Below are 21,939 nucleotides of genomic sequence, written 5' to 3'. Positions count from 1 at the left end.
TGATGGCCGCATCGTATGGGGGCGGGACCACGTGACCGATCGGACATCCGAGGAAACGCCGGATGATTCGGCTGCCGAGAGAGCGGCCGCAGCCGCGTTCGACGAGCAGATCGCGGCGGCACTCCCGAGGCAATCACACATGCCGGGTGCGACGACGTATTTCGCGGAAGACACCTTCGAGGCGCTCGACGTGTTCCGCGGAATATTGCTCGAGCACAGCCGATTCGAGACTGTGCTGCAGGGCCTGTGCGAGCAGGCCGTCGTGGCAATTCCCGGGGCAGATATGGCGGGAGTGACCCTGCTGCATCATGATTCGGAGAATCCCGCCACCGCTGCATTCTCGGACGCGCGCGTGGTCGATATCGATGCCGATCAGTACCGCGCGGACGAGGGTCCGTGCCTCGAAGCGGCGCGCCACGATCGGTTGGTGTGCGTCCGAGTCGACGAGATCACCACTCGCTGGCCCGCATTCGCAGCCGCAGCAGCAGACATCGGAGTGCAGAGTTACCTGTCGGCACCGCTGGCAGTCGACTCCGAGCATGCAGGCTCGCTCAACATCTACGGCTTCGATGCCGGTGGCTTCAACGATATCGACGAAGTGGTGGTGAAGATGTTCGTCACGTCGGTCGAAGCGGCAGTATGGAATTCCCGGCACACGGTGGAGGCGAAGCAGGAAGTCGTCGGTCTTCGTGCGGCGATGGCGACCAGGGCGACCATCGAGCAGGCCAAGGGCATCCTGATGGCAACGCAGTCGATCACTCCCGAAGCCGCGTTCGCCGCGTTGGTGCAGCAATCGCAGCGAGAGAACACGCGAGTTGCCGTGTTGGCGGCTCGGATGGTCGATTCCGTCGGCCGATGGCAGGATGCCGAAGGGCCGTAGTGTCGGGGTCACACGGTCCACCGAGCACCATCAATGGTTCAGCGAAGCCGAACGATCTGCATCTCCGAAGGTCGAGAAGGTCAAGGCCCATGACGGACACTCCGATTTACGACGAACTCCAGCATTTTCTCGACATCGACACCGGCGGGGGGAGTCGGAAGATCGAGCCGGTAGCTCGGGCCGTTCCGGCCCCGGTAGCCGTGCACGGCCCACCCCGACATCAGAGGGGTTGACGGCAAACCCAGGGGGGCTCAGTGCGACGCAGTGGGGACGACGGCCGCGTGGACGTCGCCGCTGTAGGACGCCGGTAGTGGACTGCTGCACAGTGTGCGTGCCTCGTCGGTCGAAATTCCGAGTGCGCGGAGCACTCGCTCGGTGGTGCCGTCGACCGTCGCCGCTTCGTCGCGGTCGGGCTGTGCGAGGAGCAGACGGCCCATGGAGAGCAGCGAACCGGCGACGATCGCGAGGGCGAGATCCGGGTCGTCGACGTCGAATCTCCCTTGCGCTGCGGCCGATTCGATATCGCGACGCGACCGTGGTGCCAGGCCACCGGCCGCGGCGAATGCGGCGGCCTCGGAGTTGAGCAGGACGCGGCTCAGTTGCGGTTCGAGGCGGAACAGGCGCCCGGACAGTCTGAACGATTGGGTGAATTTCTCGACCGGGTCCTCGAAACCGACGGTGAGCGAATCGAGGTAGTCGCCGACGGACTCGAGAGCGGCGTCGATGGCGGCCTGCCACAGTTCTTCTTTGCTCTCGAAGTAGTTGTAGAACGAGCCGTTGCTGACGTCGGCGGCCTGCGTAATTTCGAGCACGGGTGCGTTGGTGTTCCCGTTGGCGAGTAACCCTTGGGCGGCCTGGATCAGCGCGGCTCTGGTGCGTGCCTTGCGGCGCTCGACGCGGTTGCCTTCGGTCACGATCTGCTCCTGCTCTGTGGGTCAGTGAGCGCAGCCTATCGCGAATCAAGTATGACGAATTCGTCAAAAAGCCTTGACTTACGACCGTGCCATGAGTGACGATATCGTCAACACCCTGTGAAGGCAGGGGCCTCGACTTCCGGCAGCACCGAAGGATCCCATGACAACGAACGCGACGATTCCGCAGTACCGCACCGACCTGTACTCCACCGACGCGATTCTCGATCCGTACCCGCACTATGCCCGGCTGCGCGCGCTGGGCCCGGTGGTGTGGCTGCCCCGCCAGCAGGTGTTCGCCGTCTCGCGCTACGCGGATTGCAAGGCGGTGCTGCTCGACGACGTGACCTTCATCTCGGGTGACGGTGTGGCGCTCAATCCCGTCGCCAATCGGCTCGGCCGCGGAACGACACTGAACAGTGACGGCGACGAGCATGCGACCAAGCGATCGGTGCTGGCGCATCGGCTCAGTCCGAAGGCCGTGCGCAAGATGAAAGCGGCTGTGGAGGAAAAAGCGAACAGCATCGTCGACGCGGCACTGAGCAAACAGTTCGTCGACGGCGTGGACGATCTCGCGACAGCGCTGCCGATGTCGATCGTGCCCGATCTCGTCGGGTGGCCGGAGGACGGCCGCGAGGATCTACTCCGGTGGGCGGGGGCGACCTTCGACTCCCTCGGCCCCGTGAATCGTCACTCGATCACCGCTGTCAAGGGTGCCGCAGAGATGCTTGCCTTCTCGCGGCGCGTGGTGCGAGACCGATCGGTGATTCCGGGAAGCATGGGCGACGACGTTCTGAAGGCCGCCGACGACAACAAGATTCAGAAGTCGACCTGTCCTGCGCTGATGATCGACTACCTCGGTCCCTCGCTCGATACCACCATCGGAGCGATTTCCGGTGCCCTCGACCTGTTCGCGCGGCACCCCAAGCAGTGGCAGGCGATCAGGCAGGACCCGGACCTGATCCCCAATGCGATCAACGAGGTCGTGCGATACGAGTCGCCGATCAGAGCGTTCTCGCGTCGTGCGGTCCGTGACGTCGAGATCGACGGATCACGAATCCCGAAAGGTGCTCGCGTACTGGTGGTCTACGCGTCGGCGAACCGCGACGAGCGTGAATGGGACAACCCCGATGCCTTCGACATCACGCGTGACGCGGCGCGTCAACTCGGCTTCGGTTCCGGCGTGCACGGGTGCGCCGGTCAGGGGCTCGCCCGTCTGGAAGCCCAGACCATGCTTCGGGTGCTGGCGCAGCGTGTCGAGAAGTTCGTTCCCGCAGGAACACCCGTACGCGCTGTCAACAACGTCATTCATCGATACGAACGGTTGCCGCTCAAATTGGTGGCAGCAGAAGGGACACAGCCATGAGGATCGACGTCGATTGGGATCGCTGCGAGGGCCACGGCATCTGTGCCGAACAGGCACCCGAGGTGTTCAGCCTCGATGACGAGGGCGAACTGCACTACGCCTTCGATGGCAACGACATTCCCGACGACCTCGCGGCCTCGGCCCGGTCTGCGGTCGGCGTGTGTCCGGTGGCGGCACTGCGAGAACAGGCGTGAGCTCTCTCGAGAGCAGGATCGTCGTCGTCGGAGACTCCATAGCCGCGTGCACTGCCGTCCGCGAACTGAGGGCCCGCGGACACGAGGGTCCACTGACGATGATCGGGGCCGATGCCGACGGTTGCTACGCGCGGCCGCCGTTGTCCAAGCACGTGCTCAAAGGCGAAGTAGCCGAGGCGGAAACGTGGGATCTGTCGGACCTCGGGATCGAGGCGATCGGTAGTCGGGCCGTATCGGTGAATGTCGAGGCCCACACAGTCACGACCGCCGCCGGTACCGAGGTTCCGTACGATCGGTTGATCGTCGCCACCGGAGCGGCTGCACGTCGCATCGCGGTTCCCGGGCAAACGGGCGAGACGGTACTGCGGACCTTCGACGATGTTCGGGCACTACGTCCGAAACTCGATGCGGCGCAGACGGCGATCGTCGTCGGTGCCGGATTCCTCGGCATGGAGGTCGCCAGTGCGTGCGTTTCTCGCGGAATCGCGGTTACCGTCGTGGACGTCGACCCTCCGTTGACACGGCTACTGGGTACCTACCTGTCCGACGCGATTACCGCGCGTGCCGAGGCCGCGTCGGTCGAGTTTCTCCGCGCGGACAGCCCGGTTACGTTGACGGGCAACCCCGTTACCGGGATCGAGTTCGCGGGCCGCACCCTCGACGCCGATGTGGTGGTCACCTGCGCCGGTGATGTGCCCGAGACGGAGTGGTTGAACGGCACCGGAATTGCCGACGATCGAGGTGTTGCCATCGACGAGCACTGCGCCACAGCAGTTCCCGACGTGTTCGCCGCAGGCGACGTCGCGTATTCCAGTGCCGGTTCCGGTCGAGCGCCGTTCTGGTCGAATGCCGTCGCGCAGGGCAAGGTCGCAGCGGCCTCCGCGCTCGGTCTCGAACCCACCTGTGCGCCCGCCGACGACTACTTCTGGACCGAAATTCTGGGACTGTCCATCAAGGTCGTCGGCCCTCTTCCGCTCCTGGGTAATCCGACTGTGCTCGAGGGTTTCGTCGACGACGGATCGGCGCTGCTGCAGTGGAACCACGAGGACGGCCGCACGACCATCGTTGCCTACGGCATGAAGAAGGCCGTCGGCCTGCTCCGACGGCTTGCTCGCGACTCCGCTGTTCCCACTACGTAAGGAATTTCATGGCTTTCGGCTCTGCGTCCGGTCTGGTTCGTCGACTTCCCGAGGCGGTCGGGCTTGCTCGGGCCGCGATCGGCATCGCCCACATGGTGGCGCCCACTCGCGCCAACGAACTCCTCGCCGGGCCCGATGCTGCGGTAGCAACGACGCGAGCTGCGGCTCGCACCTTCGGAATTCGGGAAATCTACATCGGCGGCGGCCTGTATGCGGCAACTCGGTTCGCGCCGAAGGCCGTGCGCACTCTGCTGCGAGCAGGTGTGGCCGTCGACGTCTGGGACACCGCGGCGTTCGCGCTCACCGCTCACCTGCCGCAACGAACGAGAACAGCCGGCTGTGCAATTGCCGGAGGCTTCGTGATCGCCGGCGCGCTGGCAGACCTGCAACTGGACCGGTAGTCGGCGGTGGACAACATCGCTCGAGTCGTTCGCGCGGCGAGCATCAGTGCTGTTCGCCTCTACAACCGATTGGAAGTGACCGTAGCGCAACCGGTTCCGGATACCCCGGTGCTGTTCGTCGCCAACCATGGGTTCGGCGGAGTCATCGATCTCAATGTGTTCGCATTCGCGGCCGCATACGACGAGCTCGGTATCGACCGCGAGTTGATCACGCTGACCCACCAGATCGCGTGGACTCTGCATGCCGAGAAGCTGATCGAACCGTTCGGTGCCAGGCCCGCCGGGCGACAAACGGCCCTGGACGCTTTTGCGGAGGGCAGCAGTGTCCTGGTCTTCCCGGGCGGTGACGTCGATGCTTTGAAATCGTGGCGGCATCGCAACGACATAGTGTTCTCGGGTCGGACCGGGTTCGCCCGTTTGGCAATCGAGGCGGGGGTGCCGGTCGTCCCCGTCGTCACAGCAGGAGCGGGGGAGTCCCTGCTGGTACTCAGCAGTGGTAAGCGGTTGGCGAAGGCGCTGAGGTTGGACAAGGTGCTGCGGCTCAAAACGTTTCCGTTGTCGGTGTCCATTCCGTGGGGCGTCAATCTCGGTCTGGTTGGGCTTCTTCCGTACCTGCCGCTTCCCACCAAACTCGAGACCTCGGTGCTCGCGCCCATGCACGCCGACGCCGACGAGACGGCGGAGGAGTTCGCGGGGCGGGTGCACGGGGCGATGCAGGCCGAGCTCGAAAAATTGACGAAGAATCGGCGGCCTCTCATCGGATGACTCGCCGAGCCGGCGATGCAGTCATACTCGGACCATGCGCTCGAAGCAGAAAATTCTCGACGCCACGCTCGGGCTCATTGCCGAGGGTGGTTTCGAGGACGTCACCATCGCCGCGGCGGCGCGGGCTGCGGGCGTGACGCGCCAGACGGTGTATTCGATCTTCACCACCCGTGAGGACATGATCTCCGAGGCCATGGTGGGTCTTGTCGTCGACGTGATCGGCGGCATCAGGGCCAAGGCGGATCAGGCCGAAACGCCGGCGGAGTTCGTCGTCGAGACGATCGTGGCTGCACGCAACCTCATTCGACGAGAACCGGTGCTCAATTCTCTGATGCGTTCAGGCAACGCCAACCCGTTGTTCGATCCGGACATGATGGATCGAGCCGAACCGGTGGTGCGTCAGTTCCTCGACGGTTACATCGAACGCAATCCCGGATTCGATGCGACGCGGTTCGACGGTATCGATTCCGTGCTTGTGCGTAACGGGCTGTCCGTAATCTTGTTCGACGACGCGCAGATCCACGACGACGACGGTTTGCGGTCATACCTGCGGCGCTGGCTGATTCCGCTCCTGTTCTGACGAACCCCCAAAAACTTGACACCATAAGCCGCATCTGTCTAGTTTTGCTTCGCACGTGCACGTGACACAGGTCTCGGTGCGCGCTGCTGCACACCATTGGGGGGTACGTGTCGAATTTGAATCGCCGTTCGTTTCTCGGCGCGACTGGAATTGCGGGATTGGCCGCACTGTCGGGCGCGGGGGTGGCGCGAGCAGCGGGCGGGCGACGCGTCCAGATCCCGCTGACCCGCGAGGATCATCGTGTGGTGATCATCGGATCGGGGTTCGGCGGTGGCGTCGCCGCGTTGCGCCTGGCCGAAGCCGGGGTGCCGGTTCTGGTGCTCGAGCGCGGAAGACGTTGGAACACAGGCCCGAACGCAGACACGTTTCCCGATGCCACGTCACCGGACAAGCGGATGCTGTGGCACGGTTCGAGTCCCAACCTGTTCGGCAGGCCAGTTCCGTTCGATCCGTACGTCGGCCTCCTCGAGGCGGTGCCCGGAGACAACATGACTGCGCTGTGCGCGGCCGGTGTCGGAGGCGGATCCCTGATCTACCAGGGAATGACACTGCAGCCATCGCAGCCGGTGTTCGAGGAACACTTTCCGGCCGGACTGGATTGGCCGACTCTGAATCGGGTGCACTACCCACGCGTGGCACGGATGTTGCAGCTCCAGCAGGCCCCCGACGAGTTGATCGGTACGCCCAATTATCAAGCAGCACGGGTGTTTGCGGCCAATGCTCGTCGAGCGGGTCTGCCGGTGTCCAAGATCCCGATGCCGATCGACTGGAACTTCGCCCTCGACGAGACGCGCGGGGTGATGGCACCGTCGTACACCGATGGGTCCGGTGCATTCGGAGTCAACAACGGCGGCAAGCACTCCGTGGACGTCACCTACATCGCCGCCGCCGAGGCGACGGGGCTGGCCACGGTCGCGACGCAGCACGATGTCACGAGTGTCGAGCGGCGTGCCGACGGCCGTTGGACGGTCTATGTCGATCGAATCGATTCCGACGGAACGGTTCTGGAGAACAAGGTTCTCACCGCCGGCACGCTGATCATGGCAGCCGGAAGCCTGAACACCACCAAACTGCTCGTCCGCGCCGGAGCGACCGGAGGCATTCCCGATCTCCCGAACGAGTTGGGGCAGGGCTGGGGCACCAATGCCGATCGCATCTACGTGTGGTCGAGCATCGAGCAGCAATTCGGTGCACCCCAAGGCGGACCGGTGGTGTTCGGCAGCCTCAACTGGGACGACCCGAACACTGCGCACACCGTCATCCAGGCCTCGATACCGCCGTTGTCGTTCGATGCCCACAGCACGATGCTCGTCGGGTACGGAGTCAGCAGCGGCCGCGGCCATTTCGGCTACGACTCCTCCATGGACCAGGTGCGACTACATTGGCCGGCCAACGGCGACAGCCTGATTCAGGACGGTTCGATCGATCCGACGGTGCGTCGTATCGCCGGATCGGGCAGTGTTCTCACCGATACCAATGCACTGTTCCCGTCCACCTGGCATCCGTTGGGTGGGGCCAACATGGGCGCAGTATGTGATCTTGACGGTCGTGTCCACGGCCAGCGAGGACTGTATGTCCTCGACGGGGCACTCATGCCCGGCACCACCGCAGCGTGCAACCCATCCATGACCATCGCCGCACTGGCCGAACGTGCGCTGGACAACATCGTTGCCGACGACATCGGCACCGTTATCTGACCCCCACCAGAAAGAGACCGATGCATCTGTACCGCAACATGATCGGCGTCGCAGTCACCGCCGTGCTCGCGTCTTCCCTGACCGTGCTTGGAGGCTCGGCAGCGAATGCCGACCCCGTCGACGAATTCTACGTCCCTCCGGCTCAGGTCGTCGACGACCCGGGGGCCGTGTTGCGGACGCAGCCGATGTCACTGTTCGCGGCTCTGCCCGGTGCGGACGGTGCCTACCCCGTTCAGGCGCAGCGGGTGCTGTACACGTCACGGACGCAGGACGATACGCCGGTGGGCGTGTCGGGCACGTTCATCGAGACCGAGGTGCCCTGGCGTGGTGCAGGCCCGCGGCCGACCATCGTCGTCGCGCCCGGCACGGTGGGTCAAGCCGATCAGTGCGCTCCTTCTCGTGCGTTTCCGACGACTGTCAACGCTGTGACACAACCATTGTCCATCTCGTTCAATCAGGAGTTGTTGTCTTCCACTCTGTGGGGATCGATGGGTGCCAACGTGTTCGTGACCGACTACATCGGGTTGGGAACGCCCGGTGTGCACACCTATGTCAATCGTGTCGAGCAGGCTCATGCGGTGCTCGACGGTGCTCGTGCCGCGAACGAGCTTCTCGGTGATACCGATGCACCCGTTGGTATCTGGGGGTACTCCCAGGGCGGTGGGGCGGCAGCCGCGGCGGCCGAACTCGCCTCGGAGTACGCACCAGGTCTGAATGTGAAGGGTACGTGGGCCGGAGCTCCCACAGCGGACTTGCTCGAGGTGTTGAAGACCGTCGACGGGACGCTGATCGGAGGGGTGATCGGCTATGCCCTCAACGGGTTCGTAGAGCGGGATCCGAGCTTGCTGCCGCTCGTCGAAGAGCGACTCACCGATCACGGCAAGGCAGTGCTGAACGATCTGTCGACGCAGTGCATCGGCGACACCATTCTGAAGTACCCGTTCCTGCGAACCGAATCGTTGACCGCGGACGGCAAGTCGATGCTCGAGAACTTGGGCACCATTCCGCAGGCGGGTCGCATCCTCGAGGCTCAGCGGATCGGTCGCAGTACTCCGAACGCACCGGTGATGATCACCAGCGGACTCAACGACGACACCGTGCCGTACGGTCAGGCCCGGCAGTTGGCTCAGGATTGGTGTGGGCGAGGTGCCACGGTCGAGTTCCGAACCAACCCGTTGCCGCCGATCCTGCAGGGTGCTGTGTTGCCCAACCACTTCGGGCCACAGCTGATCGACGGGTACGGCGGCGCCGCTGCAGCGTTCCTGATGGATCGGTTCGCCGACGTCCCCATGGCACCATGCTCCATCGACTGATCGGCGGCCGCAGGCGCTGGCGGCTGGTGCGAGAATTCGTACTCCGCCACCGCTGTCCCGCACGCCTGAGCGCCGAGCAACGCGCCGCTGACTATGTCGCGATAGCCGAATCTTTCGGCGCCTTTTGGCCTCGCGACACACGACGAGTTCGGGTGCTGATCAGCAGCTTCGGCGATCGGGATCCTGATGCAGTCGTTGCCGCGATGCGCCCGGTTGCAGCTCCGGTTCAGCTTCACCCGGTGGTGCGGGTGTGGAATCGTGCCGTCGACTAGGGCAGCGTCGACACCGCTACGCTCGACCCTGTTGCGGTCACGGCGTCGGGTGGAGGCTGCGATTGCAGGCGGTGGCCCGGACATCGTCTTTCAGCCGATCGTCCGTGCACGTGATGGGGTGATCGAGGGATACGAGGCCCTGTCGCGTTTCCCGGCGGGCGGCGGTGACACCGAGGCGTGGTTCGCCGATGCAGCGCAGTGCGGCCTCGGTCCTGCTCTGGACAGATCTGCGGCCGTCAAGGCATTGGGAGAATCAGCGCGTCTGCCGGATGGTTGCTTCGTTGCCGTGAACCTGAGTGCTGCAACGCTACTGGTCGATGCTGCCCTCGTGGATGTGCTGCTCGACTTCGGCCGACGACGGTCACTGGTAATCGAGCTCACCGAACATGCCGCCCAGGACGACGAGGATGCGGTGATCGCAGTGTTGGCCGAACTTCGACGCGGCGGCGTCGCTGTCGCAGTGGACGATGTGGGATCCGGATACGCAGGTATGCGGCAGCTCGTCGTGCTCGAGCCGCAGATCATCAAACTCGACGCGTTCGTCGTTCACGGCATGAAAGGCAATCGAGTCAAGTCTGCCTTGGCTGAACTGGTGCTCGAGTTCGCGCGAAAAACGGAGGCGAGGTGCGTGTTCGAGGGCATCGAGACCGACGACGACCTCGAAGCGGCCGCGTCGATCGGGGCAGACCTGCTGCAGGGCTTCCGAGTGGGCCGCCCTGCTGCGCTGTGATCGGATCTGACCAGCAGGTTGAGTACCGCCCAACTGTGGGTATGGCAGGAACAAGACAAGTTCAGAAAGGCCGATGCGGTCGAACGGGAGACACGCGGCACCACCACCGAGGGTGAATCGAAGGAGACGGACTGATGGCCGATGACGACAGTGACATCAAGACGGAGTTCGATGACCTCGTCAACATGACGGCGAAGGAACTCGACGAGTTTCTCGGCACCGACGACTCGAAGGACGTCGGTCAAAAGAAGGAGGGCGGCGAGTCGACGGGCCACGAGAGCGGCCGCCGCATCGTCGAAATCCTGAAGACGAAGAAGGCGGACCTGTCCGACGACGACTACGAGCACATGCGAAAGGTCGTCGGCTACTGCAAACGACACCTTGCGCAGCGGCCCGACGGGGACATCACCGACACTAAATGGCGCTACTCGCTGATGAACTGGGGCCACGACCCGAAGAAGAAATGATCTCGCTTCGCTGACGGGAGGTCTGCTTTAGTCGGGGCCCCGGCTGCGGGAATCCCGCCACCGGGGCTCAGGAGTGGAGCAGACATTGCTCGCACCGTGGAGGACCCGACTAGCGCATCTACGACGAGAAGCTCGCTCGCTTCGAGGCCTCGCGCGCCACCACTTCCTCGGCCGCGACGATGACGTCGTCCACATCGGAGCTCTTGACGACGACCACCCCGTCTGCGTCGGCGACGATGACGTCACCTGGGCAGACGACGACACCTCCCAGTGCGACAGGCTCGTTCAGGCGTCCCGGTCCGTTCTTGTACGGTCCTGCCGGTGTGACACTTCGGGCGAAGGCGGGTAGTCCCAGTTCGGCCAACGCGTCGGCGTCGCGGACGGCACCGTCGATGACGAATCCCGCAATGCCCAGTGATTTGGCGCGGATCCCGATGAGATCGCCGATCAGGGCGCGGGTGTCGTCGCCCGAGCCGTTGACCACGATGACGTCGCCGGGGCGGGCGTCGTCGAGAGCCTTGTGGATGTAGAGGTTGTCGCCCGATCGGGTCCAGACGGTGTACGCCCGGCCGGTGACTGCTGCTCCGGCCCAGATGGGCCGCAGTCCGGCGATGATGCCGAAGCGCTCCTGGGCATCGCCTACGTTGGCTGCGGGCACTCGAGAGAAGCGTTCGATCATATCGTCGGATACGGCAGTGGCGGAATAGGTTTCGGTACTCATGAGATCAATGCCTTTCGGTGACTTATTGCTGGTCGGCGAGCAGTTCGGCGATGATCGGTTCGATCTCGGTTTCACGCTGTTCCCACAAGGTCGCGACGTCGGCACCGGACACCCAATCGGGCTGCGTCGCTGCGCCGGTCAGCTTCTCGGCGACCGCCGGATCGGCCAGTGCAGTCTCGAGGGCATTCTGCAGCGTGGTCATCGTCGCGTCCGGGGTGCCCGCGGGAGCGCTGATGGCGAAGTTGTTGGTCATGAACGGGGCGTCGTATCCCTCGCTCGCAAGCGTCGGTACCTCGGGGATGAGCTTGTTCTGCTCCTCGGTGAGTACCGAGAGGATGTTCACCTCGCCCGATGCGAATTGGCCGTAAAAGCTCGAGACTCCGCCGAGGGCGAAGTCGGTCTCACCCGAGACCAGGGCCGAGATCTTGTCGGCACCACTGTTGTAGTGGACGATATTGAAGTCCAGGCCGAGGGTGTCTTCGAGGGTGCGGAGGTTGACGTGGTCGTCGCCGGCCCTGGAATCGGTGCCCACGGTGATGGACCCCGGGTTGGCCTTGACGGCGTCGAAGAGCTCGGCAATGTTTTTGTACGGGCTGGACTTGTTGACCCCGATCACGATGTCGTTGGAAGCGAACGAACCGATGGGCGAAAAACTTTCGCGATCGAACCCGGCTTTCTTGCTCGGGTCGAGGTATCGCCCGAGGATCGACGGGATGTTGGTGAAGCCGATGGTCTCACCGTCCGGCTTGGCGTTGGCCAGGTAGTTCAGTCCGACGACCTGGCTGCCGCCCTCCTTGTTGACGACCTTGACCGGTACACCCAGTTCGGTCTCCATGGCGGGGGCCATGATTCGGGCCAGGATGTCGTTGCCTGCGCCTGCGGCGGACGGGACGACCCATTCGACGGTGGCACCGTTCCGTGGGAACGGTGCTCCGGAATCGGTTGTGCTCGAGCCGCATCCGGCAATCAGGGCGGCAGCGGAGATGGCCGCGACCAGGGTGGGCAGTGTTCTCATGAGACGGGCTCCTTGATGGGCTGGGTTCGGGTGGCTCGGCGGGAGAGGATGCGAGCGAGGACGGGGCGCAGCATTCCGAACAGAACGGCTGCGATGAAGACGAGCAGGAGAACCTTGTTGATGGGACCGTCGACGAAGACGCCGTAGTCCCCGCGAGAGAGCGCGAGTGAACGCTGAAAGTTCTCCTCGAGCAGAGGCCCGAGGATCAGGGCCAGCACCAGTGGAGTCAGTGGAATCTTGGTGAGGTGGAACAGGTATCCGATGACGCCTGCGCCGAGCATGATGAAGATGTCGAAGACGCTGCCGTTGATGCTGTAGACGCCCAGGAACATGAAGGCCAGGATCATCGCCATCAGGTAGTGGAACGGGATCTTCAGTACGGCAATCCACAGGCGAACCAGTGGCACGTTGAGAATCAGCAGGATGATGTTGCCGACGAGGAAGCTGGCGATGATGGTCCAGGCCACTTCAGGGTTGTCGCGGAACAACAGTGGGCCGGGGATCAGACCGTTGATGGTGAAGGCGCTGGCCATGATGGCTACGGTCGCGGAGGTGGGGATGCCGAGGGTGAACAGTGGAATCATCGACGACAGCGCGAGTGCGTTGTTGGCCGATTCCGGTCCGGCGACACCCTCGACGGCACCCTTACCGAATTGCCCGGGACGCTTGGTGAGCTTCTTCTCCATCGCATAGGACGCCAATGAGGTTGCAGCACCCGGAGATCCGGGGAGCAGGCCCATGAAGAAGCCGATGACGGAGCCGCGCATCGTGGGGCCTGCAGACCTGGTGATGTCGGTCTTGGTGGGCAGCAGCTTACCGACGGCGAGTGGTCGTCGTCCGGCACCGCCTGCCGAGCGGGCTTGGATGAGGATTTCGGTGAGGCCGAAGCAGCCCATCACGACGGCCACGAGTGCGACGCCGTCGAACAGTTCCGGCATGCCGAACGTGAATCGCTGGATGCCTTGGCCGGAGTCGATACCCACCGACGCGATGGCCAGGCCGAGCCCGACGCTGATCAGTGCTTTCGCGGGGTTGTTGCCCGAGAAGCTGGTGATCAGGGCCATGCCGAGTAGTGCGACGAGAAACAGTTCGGGAGCACCGAATTCGAGTGCGAATCGGCTGAACGGGGCGACGACGACGAATCCGACGACGCCGACCAGTCCGCCGACGAACGACGCGAGTGCGGCAACGACGAGGGCGGGACCGCCGCGTCCGCTCTTGGCCATCTCGTAGCCGTCGAGTGTCGTTGCAATGGACGACGCCTCACCGGGAATGCGCAGTAGGACCGCGGTGACGGTGCCGCCGAATGCTGCGCCGTAGAGGATGGCGGCGAGCATGATCAGCGCCGTGGTGGCGTCGAGGCCGAAGGTGATCGGGATCAGCAGTGACACCGCGGCGGCGGGGCCGAACCCAGGGAGGACGCCGACGAGCATGCCCAGTACGCAGCCGAGGAGTGCGAACAGCAGATGCGTCGGAGTGAGGACGTTGACGAAGCCTGCCACCAGATCGGGAAATCCCATGGCTCACAACCCCCAATCGGCGAGGAAGGGAATGGACGATGCAGGCAGGGCCGTGCCGAGCCAGACGTCGAACACCAGTCGGGTGGCGAGTGTGGTGGCCACGGCGACGCCGATGGCGACCACTGGAGTCCGTTTGCCGACGAAGGTCAGCACGACGGCGAGCATCAGCGCCATGGACAGGGTGTACCCGAGGGTGGGCAGGACCAGCGCTGCGCCGGCGATCGCGGCGACGACCACTCCGATTCTGGTCCAGCCTGCGCGGTCGGGAAGTTCGGTCTCGTCGGCGTCCTCCTCGTTGTCGCTGGAGAGGAACGCGACGGCCGCCGAGGTGGCGGGTTCTAGCTCCAGTTCAGGTTCGGGGGTCGTCACCCGCGGTGCTCGGACGAGCTGTATCGCCCACATAGCGCCGCCGAGGATCATGCCGAGGCCGCCCACCAGGGGCAGGAAGCCCGCGCCGACGCCGGGGTCGGCGGCGATGCCGTAGCCGGTTGCCATGGTGACGGTCGCCAAGCCGACGACCAGCGTCGCGCCGAGCACGATCCATTCGATCGTGTGTTGTGTGCCGAGCAGTATCTTCACGGCCGGCTGCCTTTCTGACGATAAGTTCGATGTGGCCTGGAGGGGTCGGCCGGATTGCTGTGCTTCACGTCACTTGCAATCTTGCACAGGTTTACAGGATTGTGGTTGAGTGTGTCAACAGACACAGTGGAAAGTGGAGGGTATGAGCTTCCGAACAGTGGTTGCCAGTAGCGGGAAATCGCTCAGCGCGTCCGAAAAACGTGTCATCGCAGTACTTCTCGGAGAGCCCGAACCGTCGAGTCTGCGGGCGGCCCCGGTCGCGGCCCGTGCACAGACGCATGAGTCGACGGTAGTGCGTCTTGCGCAGAAGCTCGGCTACAGCGGCTTCCCCGACCTTCGTGCCGACCTGGAGCGTGACAGCCCAGAACCGGTTGCGGCATCGGCACTGATGAGGAGCGACACCGGGCATGAGCTTGCCGTGTTCGCTCGCGACGAAGCGCGTGCTCTCGAACGGTTGTCGAGCTTCATCCCACAGGAGCAGTTGGTGGAGGTGGCTACGGCGATTCACCGTTCGCGGGTGGTCTACCTGTTCTCCAAGGCCGACGAGCGGCCCGCGTTGGATATGCTGGCACGACGGCTCCGCAGGCTCGGCCTGGTGGTCGTCGAGCTCGGGCTCGGAGGGAAGGACCTTGCCGAGCGGTTCGTCAGCTTCACCGAGGACTCCGTCCTGATCGCGTTTGCCCTGCGCGAGGCACCGTCGCAGCTGCCTGCGCTGGTCCGGGAAGCGGAACGACGCGGCGGCACGTCGATCCTCATCAGCGACGCGCCGGGATATCACTTTCGCCCCGCGCCGACGCATCTGCTCGTCGCCCAACGTGGTGACGATTCGGAATACAACACCCTCATCATTCCCATTGCCATTGCGTACGCGCTGCAGTTGGCCATCTTCCACCTCGATCCCGATCGGTACGGGGCGGTGCGCGACGACATCAACGACGTGTCGAGGTTGGTCGGAGGAACCGACGAAATTCCCTTGCGCTGATGCCTTCTCGTGACTCCATTGCTCTGACCGTTCAGGCGACGACTGCGCAGGCCGGGTGGGTCGGGGTGCGGTTGATGATCGGCTATCGGGCGATTGCCGAGGGTGCCGACACTCGAACGCTTGCAGTGATCGCGGCACTGTTCGCTGCGCCCGCAGTATTGGCGGCCCTGCCAATCGGGCGCATCGCCGACAGGTTCGGCGGGCCGGTGGTGATCGTTTCGGGAATCGTGTTGTGCTCGATCACAACCGGTGTACTCGTCACGTTTTCGGCAATGTGGGCGTTGCTCGTGTGCACGGCTGCGTTCGGACTGGGCAATCTGCTCATCATGATCGGGCAGCAGGCGTTCGTTGCACACGCCCACGTCGACGGCAAGAACGAAAGTGCCTTCGGCGCACTGACTGCCGCCGCGTCGATGGGTCAGTTGGTGGGGCCGCTCGCCGTGACGGCCGTCGCGTCGAGATTCGGCGGCGCGAGCATCGAGAGCCCGAACACGACGGCAGGCATCCTCACTGCCGGTGCCTTCACCGCGGTCGCGCTCCCCACCGCACTGTTCTTGATGGTCGGCCGCAACCACATTCGTGCCGAGAAGCCTCCCGAAGGGGAAGCGTCGGGGCTGAAATTGCTGAAGCTGCCGGGTATGTGGCAATCGTTGACGGTCAGCGGCGCGGTGCTCGTGACGGTCGATCTGCTCTATGCCTTCGTGCCCGCGTGGGCCGTCGAGCGTGGGGTGTCGGTGACGACGGTGGGGTGGCTGCTGGCGTTGCGTGCCGGGGTGTCGGTGGTCAGCCGAGTGGGGCTGGGCAGACTCGACGCGAAGTTCGGTCGCACTGTGCTGCTGAATGTTTCGCTGGCGGCGGGCGCGACCGCTCTCGCCGTGCTGCCGTTCGTACAGGCCGTCGGAGCCATCGGAGTCATGATTGCACTCGGCATCGCGTTGGGTATTCCGCAGCCACTGACCATGTCGTGGGTGGTGTCGATCGTGCCGAAATCCACGCAGGGGGAGGCGCTGGGATTGCGCATGTCGGCCAACAGATCTGCGCAGATCCTCATCCCACTGACGGTCGGCGCGCTTGCCGGCCCGTTCGGGGTGACGGGCATTCTGCTCGGCAATGCACTCGTGCTCGGGGGATCGATCGTTGCAGCCTCGCATCCGCGGAGCCGACCCTGAGCAATTGACGCTCCACTCGACGCCTCGGTCGCGAGGATTCTCCGACTCGGGGCGCAGAGTGGAGCACAAGTTGCACACGCACCGACACGGGCCTGACTCAGCTGGGATGGGTGGACATCTTCACGTGCGGGATTCCCGCTTCCAGGTATTGCTCGCCCACTCGAGTGAATCCGAATCGCCCGTACCATTTTTCGAGGTGTGCTTGCGCGGACATCTCGACCACCCCGGGGTATGCCTTCAGCGCGGCCTCGACGAGCTGTCCGGCATATCCGCGGCCACGGCCCGCAGTTGCGGTCGCGACGCGGCCGATGTGGACCGTGTCGTTGACGAGCACTCGGAGAGTGGCCAACACCTCACCGTTTTCGTCCTGGATCCAGAACAGTTCGGTCGTCGGAAGTAGGTCCGCGCCATCGAGTTCGGCTTCGTCGACGATCTTCTGTTCGTGCACGAAGACCTCGACCCGAAGCGCCATGATGCGGTACAAGGTGCTCGGATCGACGCGCGAGAGCGGTGCGTGATGGAGGGTGGTCATCGGGTCCGTTTCGTCGGGAAGCATCAATTTACGCATCGTGTGCGGTGGACCGAGCGATTCTCCCACGTCGGTGTCGGATTCGGCTCAGATGAGTCCTTCCAAATCCGAGGCTCCCTGGACGAGGAATTCGAGCAAGGCGGAGTTGGCGGGATCGACTCTGCCCGCGATTCCCTGCAGACACAGAGCGCCGACAACATCGGAATTGCGCGTTCGTACCGGTACCGCCAGAGCGGCTCGGCCGATTCGTGATTCCTCGTTCTCGAACGAAACTCCGGTGGCGAGGATGCGGGCCAGATCGCTGTGCAGGGAAAGCTCGTCGACGAGGGTGTGTGCCGTGACCGCCCGCAACTCGAGGTTGTCGACGGCCCGCGGTGTGAACGCAAGCATGAGCTTTCCCACGGCGTGCGCATGCGGATTTCGCATGATCGTGGGTGCCGAGACAACCTCGTGGTCGGGGTCCACGTCGACCATGCGCACGGTGCCGCCTCGTATCGTGACGACGTAGAGGCCGTGCCGCGTCTGCTCGCGCATGTCGCCGAGAACGTCTGCGACAGTCCGGACCGGGTCCGATCCCGTTGCTGCATAGGCCAGTTCGGAAGTGCGCCGTCCCAACGCGAAACCCGACAGGTCCGGCACTCGTACCAGGAAGCCGTCGGCCACCAAGAAGTTCAACATGCGGTAGGCGGTGGCCGGTGGTACGTGCGTATGCGCTGCAATCTGTTTCGCGGTTGCACCGGCACCCAGGTACGCCACCGCTTCCAGCATGGCGAGAGCCTTCTGCACGGCTTTCGGCTGTTGCCCCCCGAACCCTGTTCCCGATCCACCCCGGCGCGCATCGTGTCGTTCGGTCACCACGGCTATCTCCCGTGACGAGGAGGAGTCAGTACGGGTTTGCCCGCCGCGCTCATCTCCAGTTCGGCCGATCCCGGTAACAGATCAGCTGTTTCGACGCTGTCGAACACTCCGATGGCCTCGATGCTCTCAGGTCTGAACCACCGCAGGAACAAATGCCAGATCGTGCCGGACGCTCCGAGCGCCACGAACCACGCGATGTACGCCCAGGCTCCGGATCTGGCTGTGTCGATCACAGCGAACCCCAACAGTCCGGATCCGGCTGCAGCGGCGCACAATCCGCACAGTCGAGTCCACACTGTGTGTTCGGATATTCGGCCGAGGAATCGCAACGCGGCAATCGACACCATTGTGTAACCGAGAACGAGCGCAATCTCGATCACGACGTCGTAGTTGTCCGGTGCGTGATCGGGGTTGTGCCACAGCGACCCGAACAACGACACACCGACGAAGATCACGACTCCTGCCCACGGCGTCCGGAAGCGAGGGTGCACTCGATCGAGAAAGCTCGGGACGATCTTCTCGATGCTCATCGAGAACAACAACCGCGAACCGGCCTGCGCGAATCCCAGTGTCGATGCGATCCAGGACGAGCACACGCCGATGTTCACCGCCATCACGAGAAGAAGGCTCGAGCCCGAATCGACGCCGCCGAAGTACGCGTTGAGGAGTGTGCCTGCATGCCCGGTCATACCGGCCCATCCGGCGAACACGTAGAGCGCCCCGACCAGTAACGGGGACACCAGTAGCGTCCGGGTCACCGAGCGCAAGGGCGTGCGGGCCTCCGGTCCGAAGAACGCGGCACTCTCGAATCCGGCCAGGCTGAGCACGGTTTGCATCGCAAGAAAGAGGACGAATCCGATCGGTGCGTCCGTAGAGGTGTTCGCCACGTCCAACTCGATCGGCGCACGCATCAGCAGCGCGGTGATGAGGACGAGGGTGCAGATTTCGATGACGAGAATGGTCCGGCTCGCGAAGCGCACGCCCCTCACGGCGATCGACACAACGATCACTGCGACAACGGCACTGGCGATCATCACCGATCCACCACCGAGGTGAAGTCCCGATACGTTTGCCACCTTGACGAGGTTCGCGCCCGCATTCGAGAGCACCGAAATCGACACGCCCACATAACCGACGAGCAGTGCTGCGCCGGCGGTCAGGGTGGCCCGTTTCCCGAGGCCATGGGCGACGAAGCTGTAGAGCGAACCCGATGCCGCGAGCCGGAGGGTGAACTGCCGGATGCAGAAGGCGACGAGGGTCATGACGAAGGTGGCACCGACGATGGCGACGAGCCCGGCGCTGCCTACCTCGAACGTCGACATCCACAGAGCGATGAACACCATGCAGGTCGCGGGTGCCATCGTCGACATCGATTGACCGAGCAAATCGAATGGAGTCAGTTGCTTACGTCCGAGCGCGCTCAACGGGGAGTACACAGGATTGAGAGGCCGCTCGGTCAGAGCGGCCTGTTCGAGGGCGGCACGCAGTGCACTGGTGTTCATTGTTGTCCTGAGGGCCGTGTCCTGAGCGGGAATGAAGCCGGTCGAGAAGCACAAGGTACGACGCGGTGGTTTCTTCCATGTTTCAACGATTTCAACGGTTGGAACTTCAAGTGAGAATCGGCGACCCAAAATCGAACCGGACGTCGGGCGGGCAGTGATTCAGACCATAGTCGGGCGCATCGGAACGCTCTGACCTGCGCGGATCGGCCACTCGACGCACCACTTGCCGTCGTCGCGCATGTAACTCGGGAGAAGCGTCGGCGTCGCATCCACCTCGCATGATTCGTACAGCCGACCGAGCGACGGGCGGCGTGATGCGAACGAGGTGACGAGTTGGCGATGCTCTGGGCAGCCCTATCGTGCGTTGTCGGCGCAGTTCTGTTGGTGGCAGGCATACCGAAGGTCACGGACAACCAGCGGATGATCCGCGCCGTGCGCGGGTATCGACTGCTCCCCGATCAGGTGGCCGTTGTCGTCGGCCGCGTCCTTCCCTGGCTGGAAATCGTGCTCGGTGCCGGCCTGATTCTCGGCGTCGCTCCGGTGGTGACGGGCGCGGTCGCGTCGGCGATGTTCGTCGTGTTCTTCGCCGGACTGACGATCAACCTGCTGCGTGGACGCCGTGATCTCGATTGCGGATGTTTCGCGTTCTCGGCCGGTGGCGAAGAGATCGCCCACATCGGATGGTGGCACTCCGCCCGCGCAGCGTCGTTCGCGATCCTCGCGGCGGCAGTGACTCTGACTCCTGAGATCGGCGTGTTCGACCGCCTCACCGGAACGGGAGTCGGTGTGTTCGTCGTCGCGCTCGTGTGCGTCGGGGTCTACGCGCGCTCGGTCATGTCCTTCGGGCGTCGGCCCATCGACGACTACCTCACCAACGCGGCAATCGAGCTCCGCGCAATCTCGTCCGTCAGCCGCTACTGATTTCTCTCATTCCGAAAGGCACGTCGATGACTGTATTTCTCGTGACCATGGTTCTCGTCCTCACCGTGGCCGTTGCCGGGCTGTTGCTCATGATTCTCGGACTGGCCCGCGAAATCGGCCGAGTACAAGTGCGTTTGGGGCCCCTCGGTGCGCGGATGATGGATACCGGCCCGAAGATCGAACAAGCAGGACCGAGCTTCCACGGTCTGACCGATCACGTCGGACGCACCGTCAGCGTCGGCGGACATCGCGAGCGGCCACAGTTGCTTCTCTTCACCGCTCCGGGCTGCTCGACGTGCAAATCCCTTCTGCCGGGGATGAAGTCGATGGCCAAGGGCGAATCCGACCTCGACATCGTCATGATCTCCGACGGCACTCAGTCCGAGCACGCGGAGTTCCTCGCCGGCGCAGGCCTGGGATCGGAGCTGAGCTACGTCGACGGCCGCGACGTGGGTATCGCGTACCAGATCGGTACCACTCCGTTCGGCGTCATTCTCGACGAACACGGCAAGATCAAGGCGAAGGGCCTCTGCAACCACATGGCCCAGGTCGAAAGTTTGCTCAACGCACTCGAATCCGGCACACCGTCGCTGCAGCACCTGCACACCCAGGCCGCCCGGAATCACGCAGGCGCAGCCTAGTCCCACTCGGATCCCTTCACACATCGGAGCGCACATGGACAATCACGAACATCCCCACCACTCGGAGTCGGGTAGTAGCGAGCAGCGGTACCCGGTCGACGAGAACACCGTGGCCGAGCAGGCCGAATGGATGGCAGGACGCGGAGGTAGTTTCGCGAGCCGGTCGGGTCGTAAACTGTCCGAACGTGTTTCACGTCGATCCATGATCTCGAAGATCGGCAGATGGACGCTCGGTGCCTCGGGAGTAGCCGTCGTCAGCGCGCTTCCGGTCTCTCGGGCATACGCGCAGGAGACTCCTGCGGCTCCCACACCCGAGCCGCAGGTTCCCGAGTACGACGGCAGCAACCCCGCAGAGTGCGACTACTGGCGCTGGTGCAGCATGGACGGAACGTCCTGTGCTGCATGCGAAGGCGGCGGATTGACCACCTGTGCACCAGGATCCAAGCCCGGTGCCGAATTCTGGGTCGGGTGCTGCACCAACCCTGCCGACGGCAAGACCTACCTCATCGCCTACTACGACTGCTGCGGTGCGCCGAGCTGTTCCAATGCATTCTGCGGTGAACCCGACATGCAGGCAACGATGTACAACCCGGTCAGCGGCAGCTACGACCAAGAAATCATCTGGTGCGTCTCGGACGAATCGCAGGCGTACACGTGCACCATGGCTCCGATCGTCGGCGCGGACTGCCAGGCCCGTCCCGCTGCTCGCCCGAAGGTAGGTGCCGGCTCGTGACACGTCTACGCCGCACCGCGGTACTCACTGCCGCGCCGTTGGCCGCCCTACTGG

23 protein-coding genes and 1 pseudogene are annotated in these 21,939 nt (G+C 64.0%); 16 read left to right on the top strand and 8 right to left on the bottom strand.

The window, feature by feature from the left end:
• Positions 1 to 31: 31 nt before the first annotated feature.
• Complete coding sequence (locus JLZ96_RS10790; protein ID WP_052054943.1) at positions 32 to 880, top strand: GAF and ANTAR domain-containing protein; 849 nt, start codon at positions 32 to 34, stop codon at positions 878 to 880.
• 251 nt (positions 881 to 1,131) lie between these two features.
• Here the strand turns inward: JLZ96_RS10790 and JLZ96_RS10785 are convergent, their stop codons facing one another.
• Positions 1,132 to 1,794, bottom strand: coding sequence for a TetR/AcrR family transcriptional regulator (locus tag JLZ96_RS10785; RefSeq protein WP_032374898.1), 663 nt, complete (start codon positions 1,792 to 1,794; stop codon positions 1,132 to 1,134).
• A gap of 160 nt (positions 1,795 to 1,954) precedes the next feature.
• Between JLZ96_RS10785 and JLZ96_RS10780 the strand changes: the two genes are divergently transcribed.
• From JLZ96_RS10780 to JLZ96_RS10735, 10 genes and pseudogenes are all read left to right on the top strand, one after another.
• Positions 1,955 to 3,157 carry a cytochrome P450 gene (locus JLZ96_RS10780; protein ID WP_201010074.1) on the top strand — a complete coding sequence of 401 codons (1,203 nt, stop codon included), beginning with the start codon at positions 1,955 to 1,957 and terminating at the stop codon, positions 3,155 to 3,157.
• Positions 3,154 to 3,351, top strand: a complete 198-nt coding sequence (locus JLZ96_RS10775) for a ferredoxin (protein ID WP_032389698.1) — start codon at positions 3,154 to 3,156, stop codon at positions 3,349 to 3,351. The genes JLZ96_RS10780 and JLZ96_RS10775 overlap by 4 nt, the downstream gene beginning before the upstream one ends.
• Positions 3,348 to 4,490, top strand: a complete 1,143-nt coding sequence (locus JLZ96_RS10770) for an NAD(P)/FAD-dependent oxidoreductase (protein WP_201010073.1) — start codon at positions 3,348 to 3,350, stop codon at positions 4,488 to 4,490. Before JLZ96_RS10775 ends, JLZ96_RS10770 begins: the two co-directional genes overlap by 4 nt.
• 8 nt (positions 4,491 to 4,498) lie before the next feature.
• Positions 4,499 to 4,891 carry a hypothetical protein gene (locus tag JLZ96_RS10765; protein ID WP_032389700.1) on the top strand — a complete coding sequence of 131 codons (393 nt, stop codon included), beginning with the start codon at positions 4,499 to 4,501 and terminating at the stop codon, positions 4,889 to 4,891.
• Between the two features lie 6 nt (positions 4,892 to 4,897).
• Complete coding sequence (locus JLZ96_RS10760) at positions 4,898 to 5,656, top strand: lysophospholipid acyltransferase family protein (RefSeq protein WP_032389701.1); 759 nt, start codon at positions 4,898 to 4,900, stop codon at positions 5,654 to 5,656.
• 34 nt (positions 5,657 to 5,690) lie between these two features.
• Positions 5,691 to 5,834, top strand: a pseudogene (locus JLZ96_RS25215) (TetR/AcrR family transcriptional regulator); the annotation flags it as partial.
• Positions 5,835 to 6,343: 509 nt separating this feature from the next.
• Positions 6,344 to 7,933, top strand: a complete 1,590-nt coding sequence (locus JLZ96_RS10750) for a GMC oxidoreductase (protein ID WP_032392147.1) — start codon at positions 6,344 to 6,346, stop codon at positions 7,931 to 7,933.
• A 20-nt stretch (positions 7,934 to 7,953) separates the two neighbouring features.
• The gene (locus JLZ96_RS10745) at positions 7,954 to 9,246 is read left to right on the top strand and encodes a lipase family protein (RefSeq protein ID WP_236253894.1); all 1,293 of its coding nucleotides are present in this window, start codon (positions 7,954 to 7,956) and stop codon (positions 9,244 to 9,246) included.
• A 258-nt stretch (positions 9,247 to 9,504) separates the two neighbouring features.
• On the top strand, positions 9,505 to 10,248 hold the full coding sequence (locus JLZ96_RS10740) for an EAL domain-containing protein (RefSeq protein WP_179274279.1): 744 nt from the start codon (positions 9,505 to 9,507) through the stop codon (positions 10,246 to 10,248).
• 134 nt (positions 10,249 to 10,382) lie between these two features.
• Positions 10,383 to 10,715, top strand: coding sequence for a DUF3140 domain-containing protein (locus tag JLZ96_RS10735; protein ID WP_032387659.1), 333 nt, complete (start codon positions 10,383 to 10,385; stop codon positions 10,713 to 10,715).
• A gap of 118 nt (positions 10,716 to 10,833) precedes the next feature.
• On the opposite strand, the gene JLZ96_RS10730 is transcribed toward JLZ96_RS10735, so the two are convergent.
• The 4 genes from JLZ96_RS10730 to JLZ96_RS10715 are packed head-to-tail and all read right to left on the bottom strand — an operon-like array spanning position 10,834 to position 14,550.
• Entirely contained in the window at positions 10,834 to 11,436 is a 603-nt protein-coding gene (locus tag JLZ96_RS10730; RefSeq protein ID WP_201010072.1) for a methyltransferase, read from the bottom strand.
• A gap of 22 nt (positions 11,437 to 11,458) precedes the next feature.
• A complete protein-coding gene (locus JLZ96_RS10725; protein WP_032367030.1) occupies positions 11,459 to 12,451 on the bottom strand; it encodes a tripartite tricarboxylate transporter substrate binding protein in 993 nt (330 codons plus the stop codon).
• Positions 12,448 to 13,971 (bottom strand): tripartite tricarboxylate transporter permease, encoded by a 1,524-nt coding sequence (locus JLZ96_RS10720; protein ID WP_201010071.1) that lies wholly within the window; start codon positions 13,969 to 13,971, stop codon positions 12,448 to 12,450. Before JLZ96_RS10720 ends, JLZ96_RS10725 begins: the two co-directional genes overlap by 4 nt.
• 3 nt (positions 13,972 to 13,974) lie before the next feature.
• On the bottom strand, positions 13,975 to 14,550 hold the full coding sequence (locus tag JLZ96_RS10715) for a tripartite tricarboxylate transporter TctB family protein (protein WP_032389707.1): 576 nt from the start codon (positions 14,548 to 14,550) through the stop codon (positions 13,975 to 13,977).
• Between the two features lie 142 nt (positions 14,551 to 14,692).
• Between JLZ96_RS10715 and JLZ96_RS10710 the strand changes: the two genes are divergently transcribed.
• Positions 14,693 to 15,532 (top strand): MurR/RpiR family transcriptional regulator, encoded by an 840-nt coding sequence (locus JLZ96_RS10710; RefSeq protein ID WP_080731151.1) that lies wholly within the window; start codon positions 14,693 to 14,695, stop codon positions 15,530 to 15,532.
• Positions 15,532 to 16,701 carry an MFS transporter gene (locus tag JLZ96_RS10705; RefSeq protein WP_201010070.1) on the top strand — a complete coding sequence of 390 codons (1,170 nt, stop codon included), beginning with the start codon at positions 15,532 to 15,534 and terminating at the stop codon, positions 16,699 to 16,701. Before JLZ96_RS10710 ends, JLZ96_RS10705 begins: the two co-directional genes overlap by 1 nt.
• Before the next feature lie 97 nt (positions 16,702 to 16,798).
• On the opposite strand, the gene JLZ96_RS10700 is transcribed toward JLZ96_RS10705, so the two are convergent.
• The 3 genes from JLZ96_RS10700 to JLZ96_RS10690 all read right to left on the bottom strand — a co-directional run bounded on the left by JLZ96_RS10700 (position 16,799) and on the right by JLZ96_RS10690 (position 19,590).
• A complete protein-coding gene (locus JLZ96_RS10700) occupies positions 16,799 to 17,233 on the bottom strand; it encodes a GNAT family N-acetyltransferase (RefSeq protein ID WP_201010069.1) in 435 nt (144 codons plus the stop codon).
• Between the two features lie 84 nt (positions 17,234 to 17,317).
• Positions 17,318 to 18,094, bottom strand: a complete 777-nt coding sequence (locus tag JLZ96_RS10695) for an IclR family transcriptional regulator C-terminal domain-containing protein (RefSeq protein WP_201010705.1) — start codon at positions 18,092 to 18,094, stop codon at positions 17,318 to 17,320.
• Positions 18,091 to 19,590 (bottom strand): APC family permease, encoded by a 1,500-nt coding sequence (locus tag JLZ96_RS10690; protein WP_201010068.1) that lies wholly within the window; start codon positions 19,588 to 19,590, stop codon positions 18,091 to 18,093. Before JLZ96_RS10690 ends, JLZ96_RS10695 begins: the two co-directional genes overlap by 4 nt.
• 339 nt (positions 19,591 to 19,929) lie before the next feature.
• Between JLZ96_RS10690 and JLZ96_RS10685 the strand changes: the two genes are divergently transcribed.
• From JLZ96_RS10685 to JLZ96_RS10675, 3 genes are read left to right on the top strand one after another with little or no spacing between them, the layout of a single operon-like run.
• Positions 19,930 to 20,511: a MauE/DoxX family redox-associated membrane protein gene (locus JLZ96_RS10685; protein ID WP_201010067.1), complete on the top strand. Its 582-nt coding sequence runs from the start codon at positions 19,930 to 19,932 to the stop codon at positions 20,509 to 20,511.
• Positions 20,512 to 20,537: 26 nt separating this feature from the next.
• Complete coding sequence (locus JLZ96_RS10680; protein ID WP_201010066.1) at positions 20,538 to 21,152, top strand: redoxin domain-containing protein; 615 nt, start codon at positions 20,538 to 20,540, stop codon at positions 21,150 to 21,152.
• 34 nt (positions 21,153 to 21,186) lie between these two features.
• A complete protein-coding gene (locus JLZ96_RS10675; protein ID WP_201010065.1) occupies positions 21,187 to 21,885 on the top strand; it encodes a methylamine dehydrogenase light chain in 699 nt (232 codons plus the stop codon).
• Positions 21,886 to 21,939: the final 54 nt, after the last annotated feature.

The organism is Rhodococcus sp. NKCM2511 (assembly GCF_014905595.1).
In the GTDB taxonomy this organism is placed as follows: domain Bacteria; phylum Actinomycetota; class Actinomycetes; order Mycobacteriales; family Mycobacteriaceae; genus Rhodococcoides; species Rhodococcoides fascians.
Note: the sequence above shows the minus strand (reverse complement) of the source record. Positions and strands in the feature narration are given on the sequence as shown.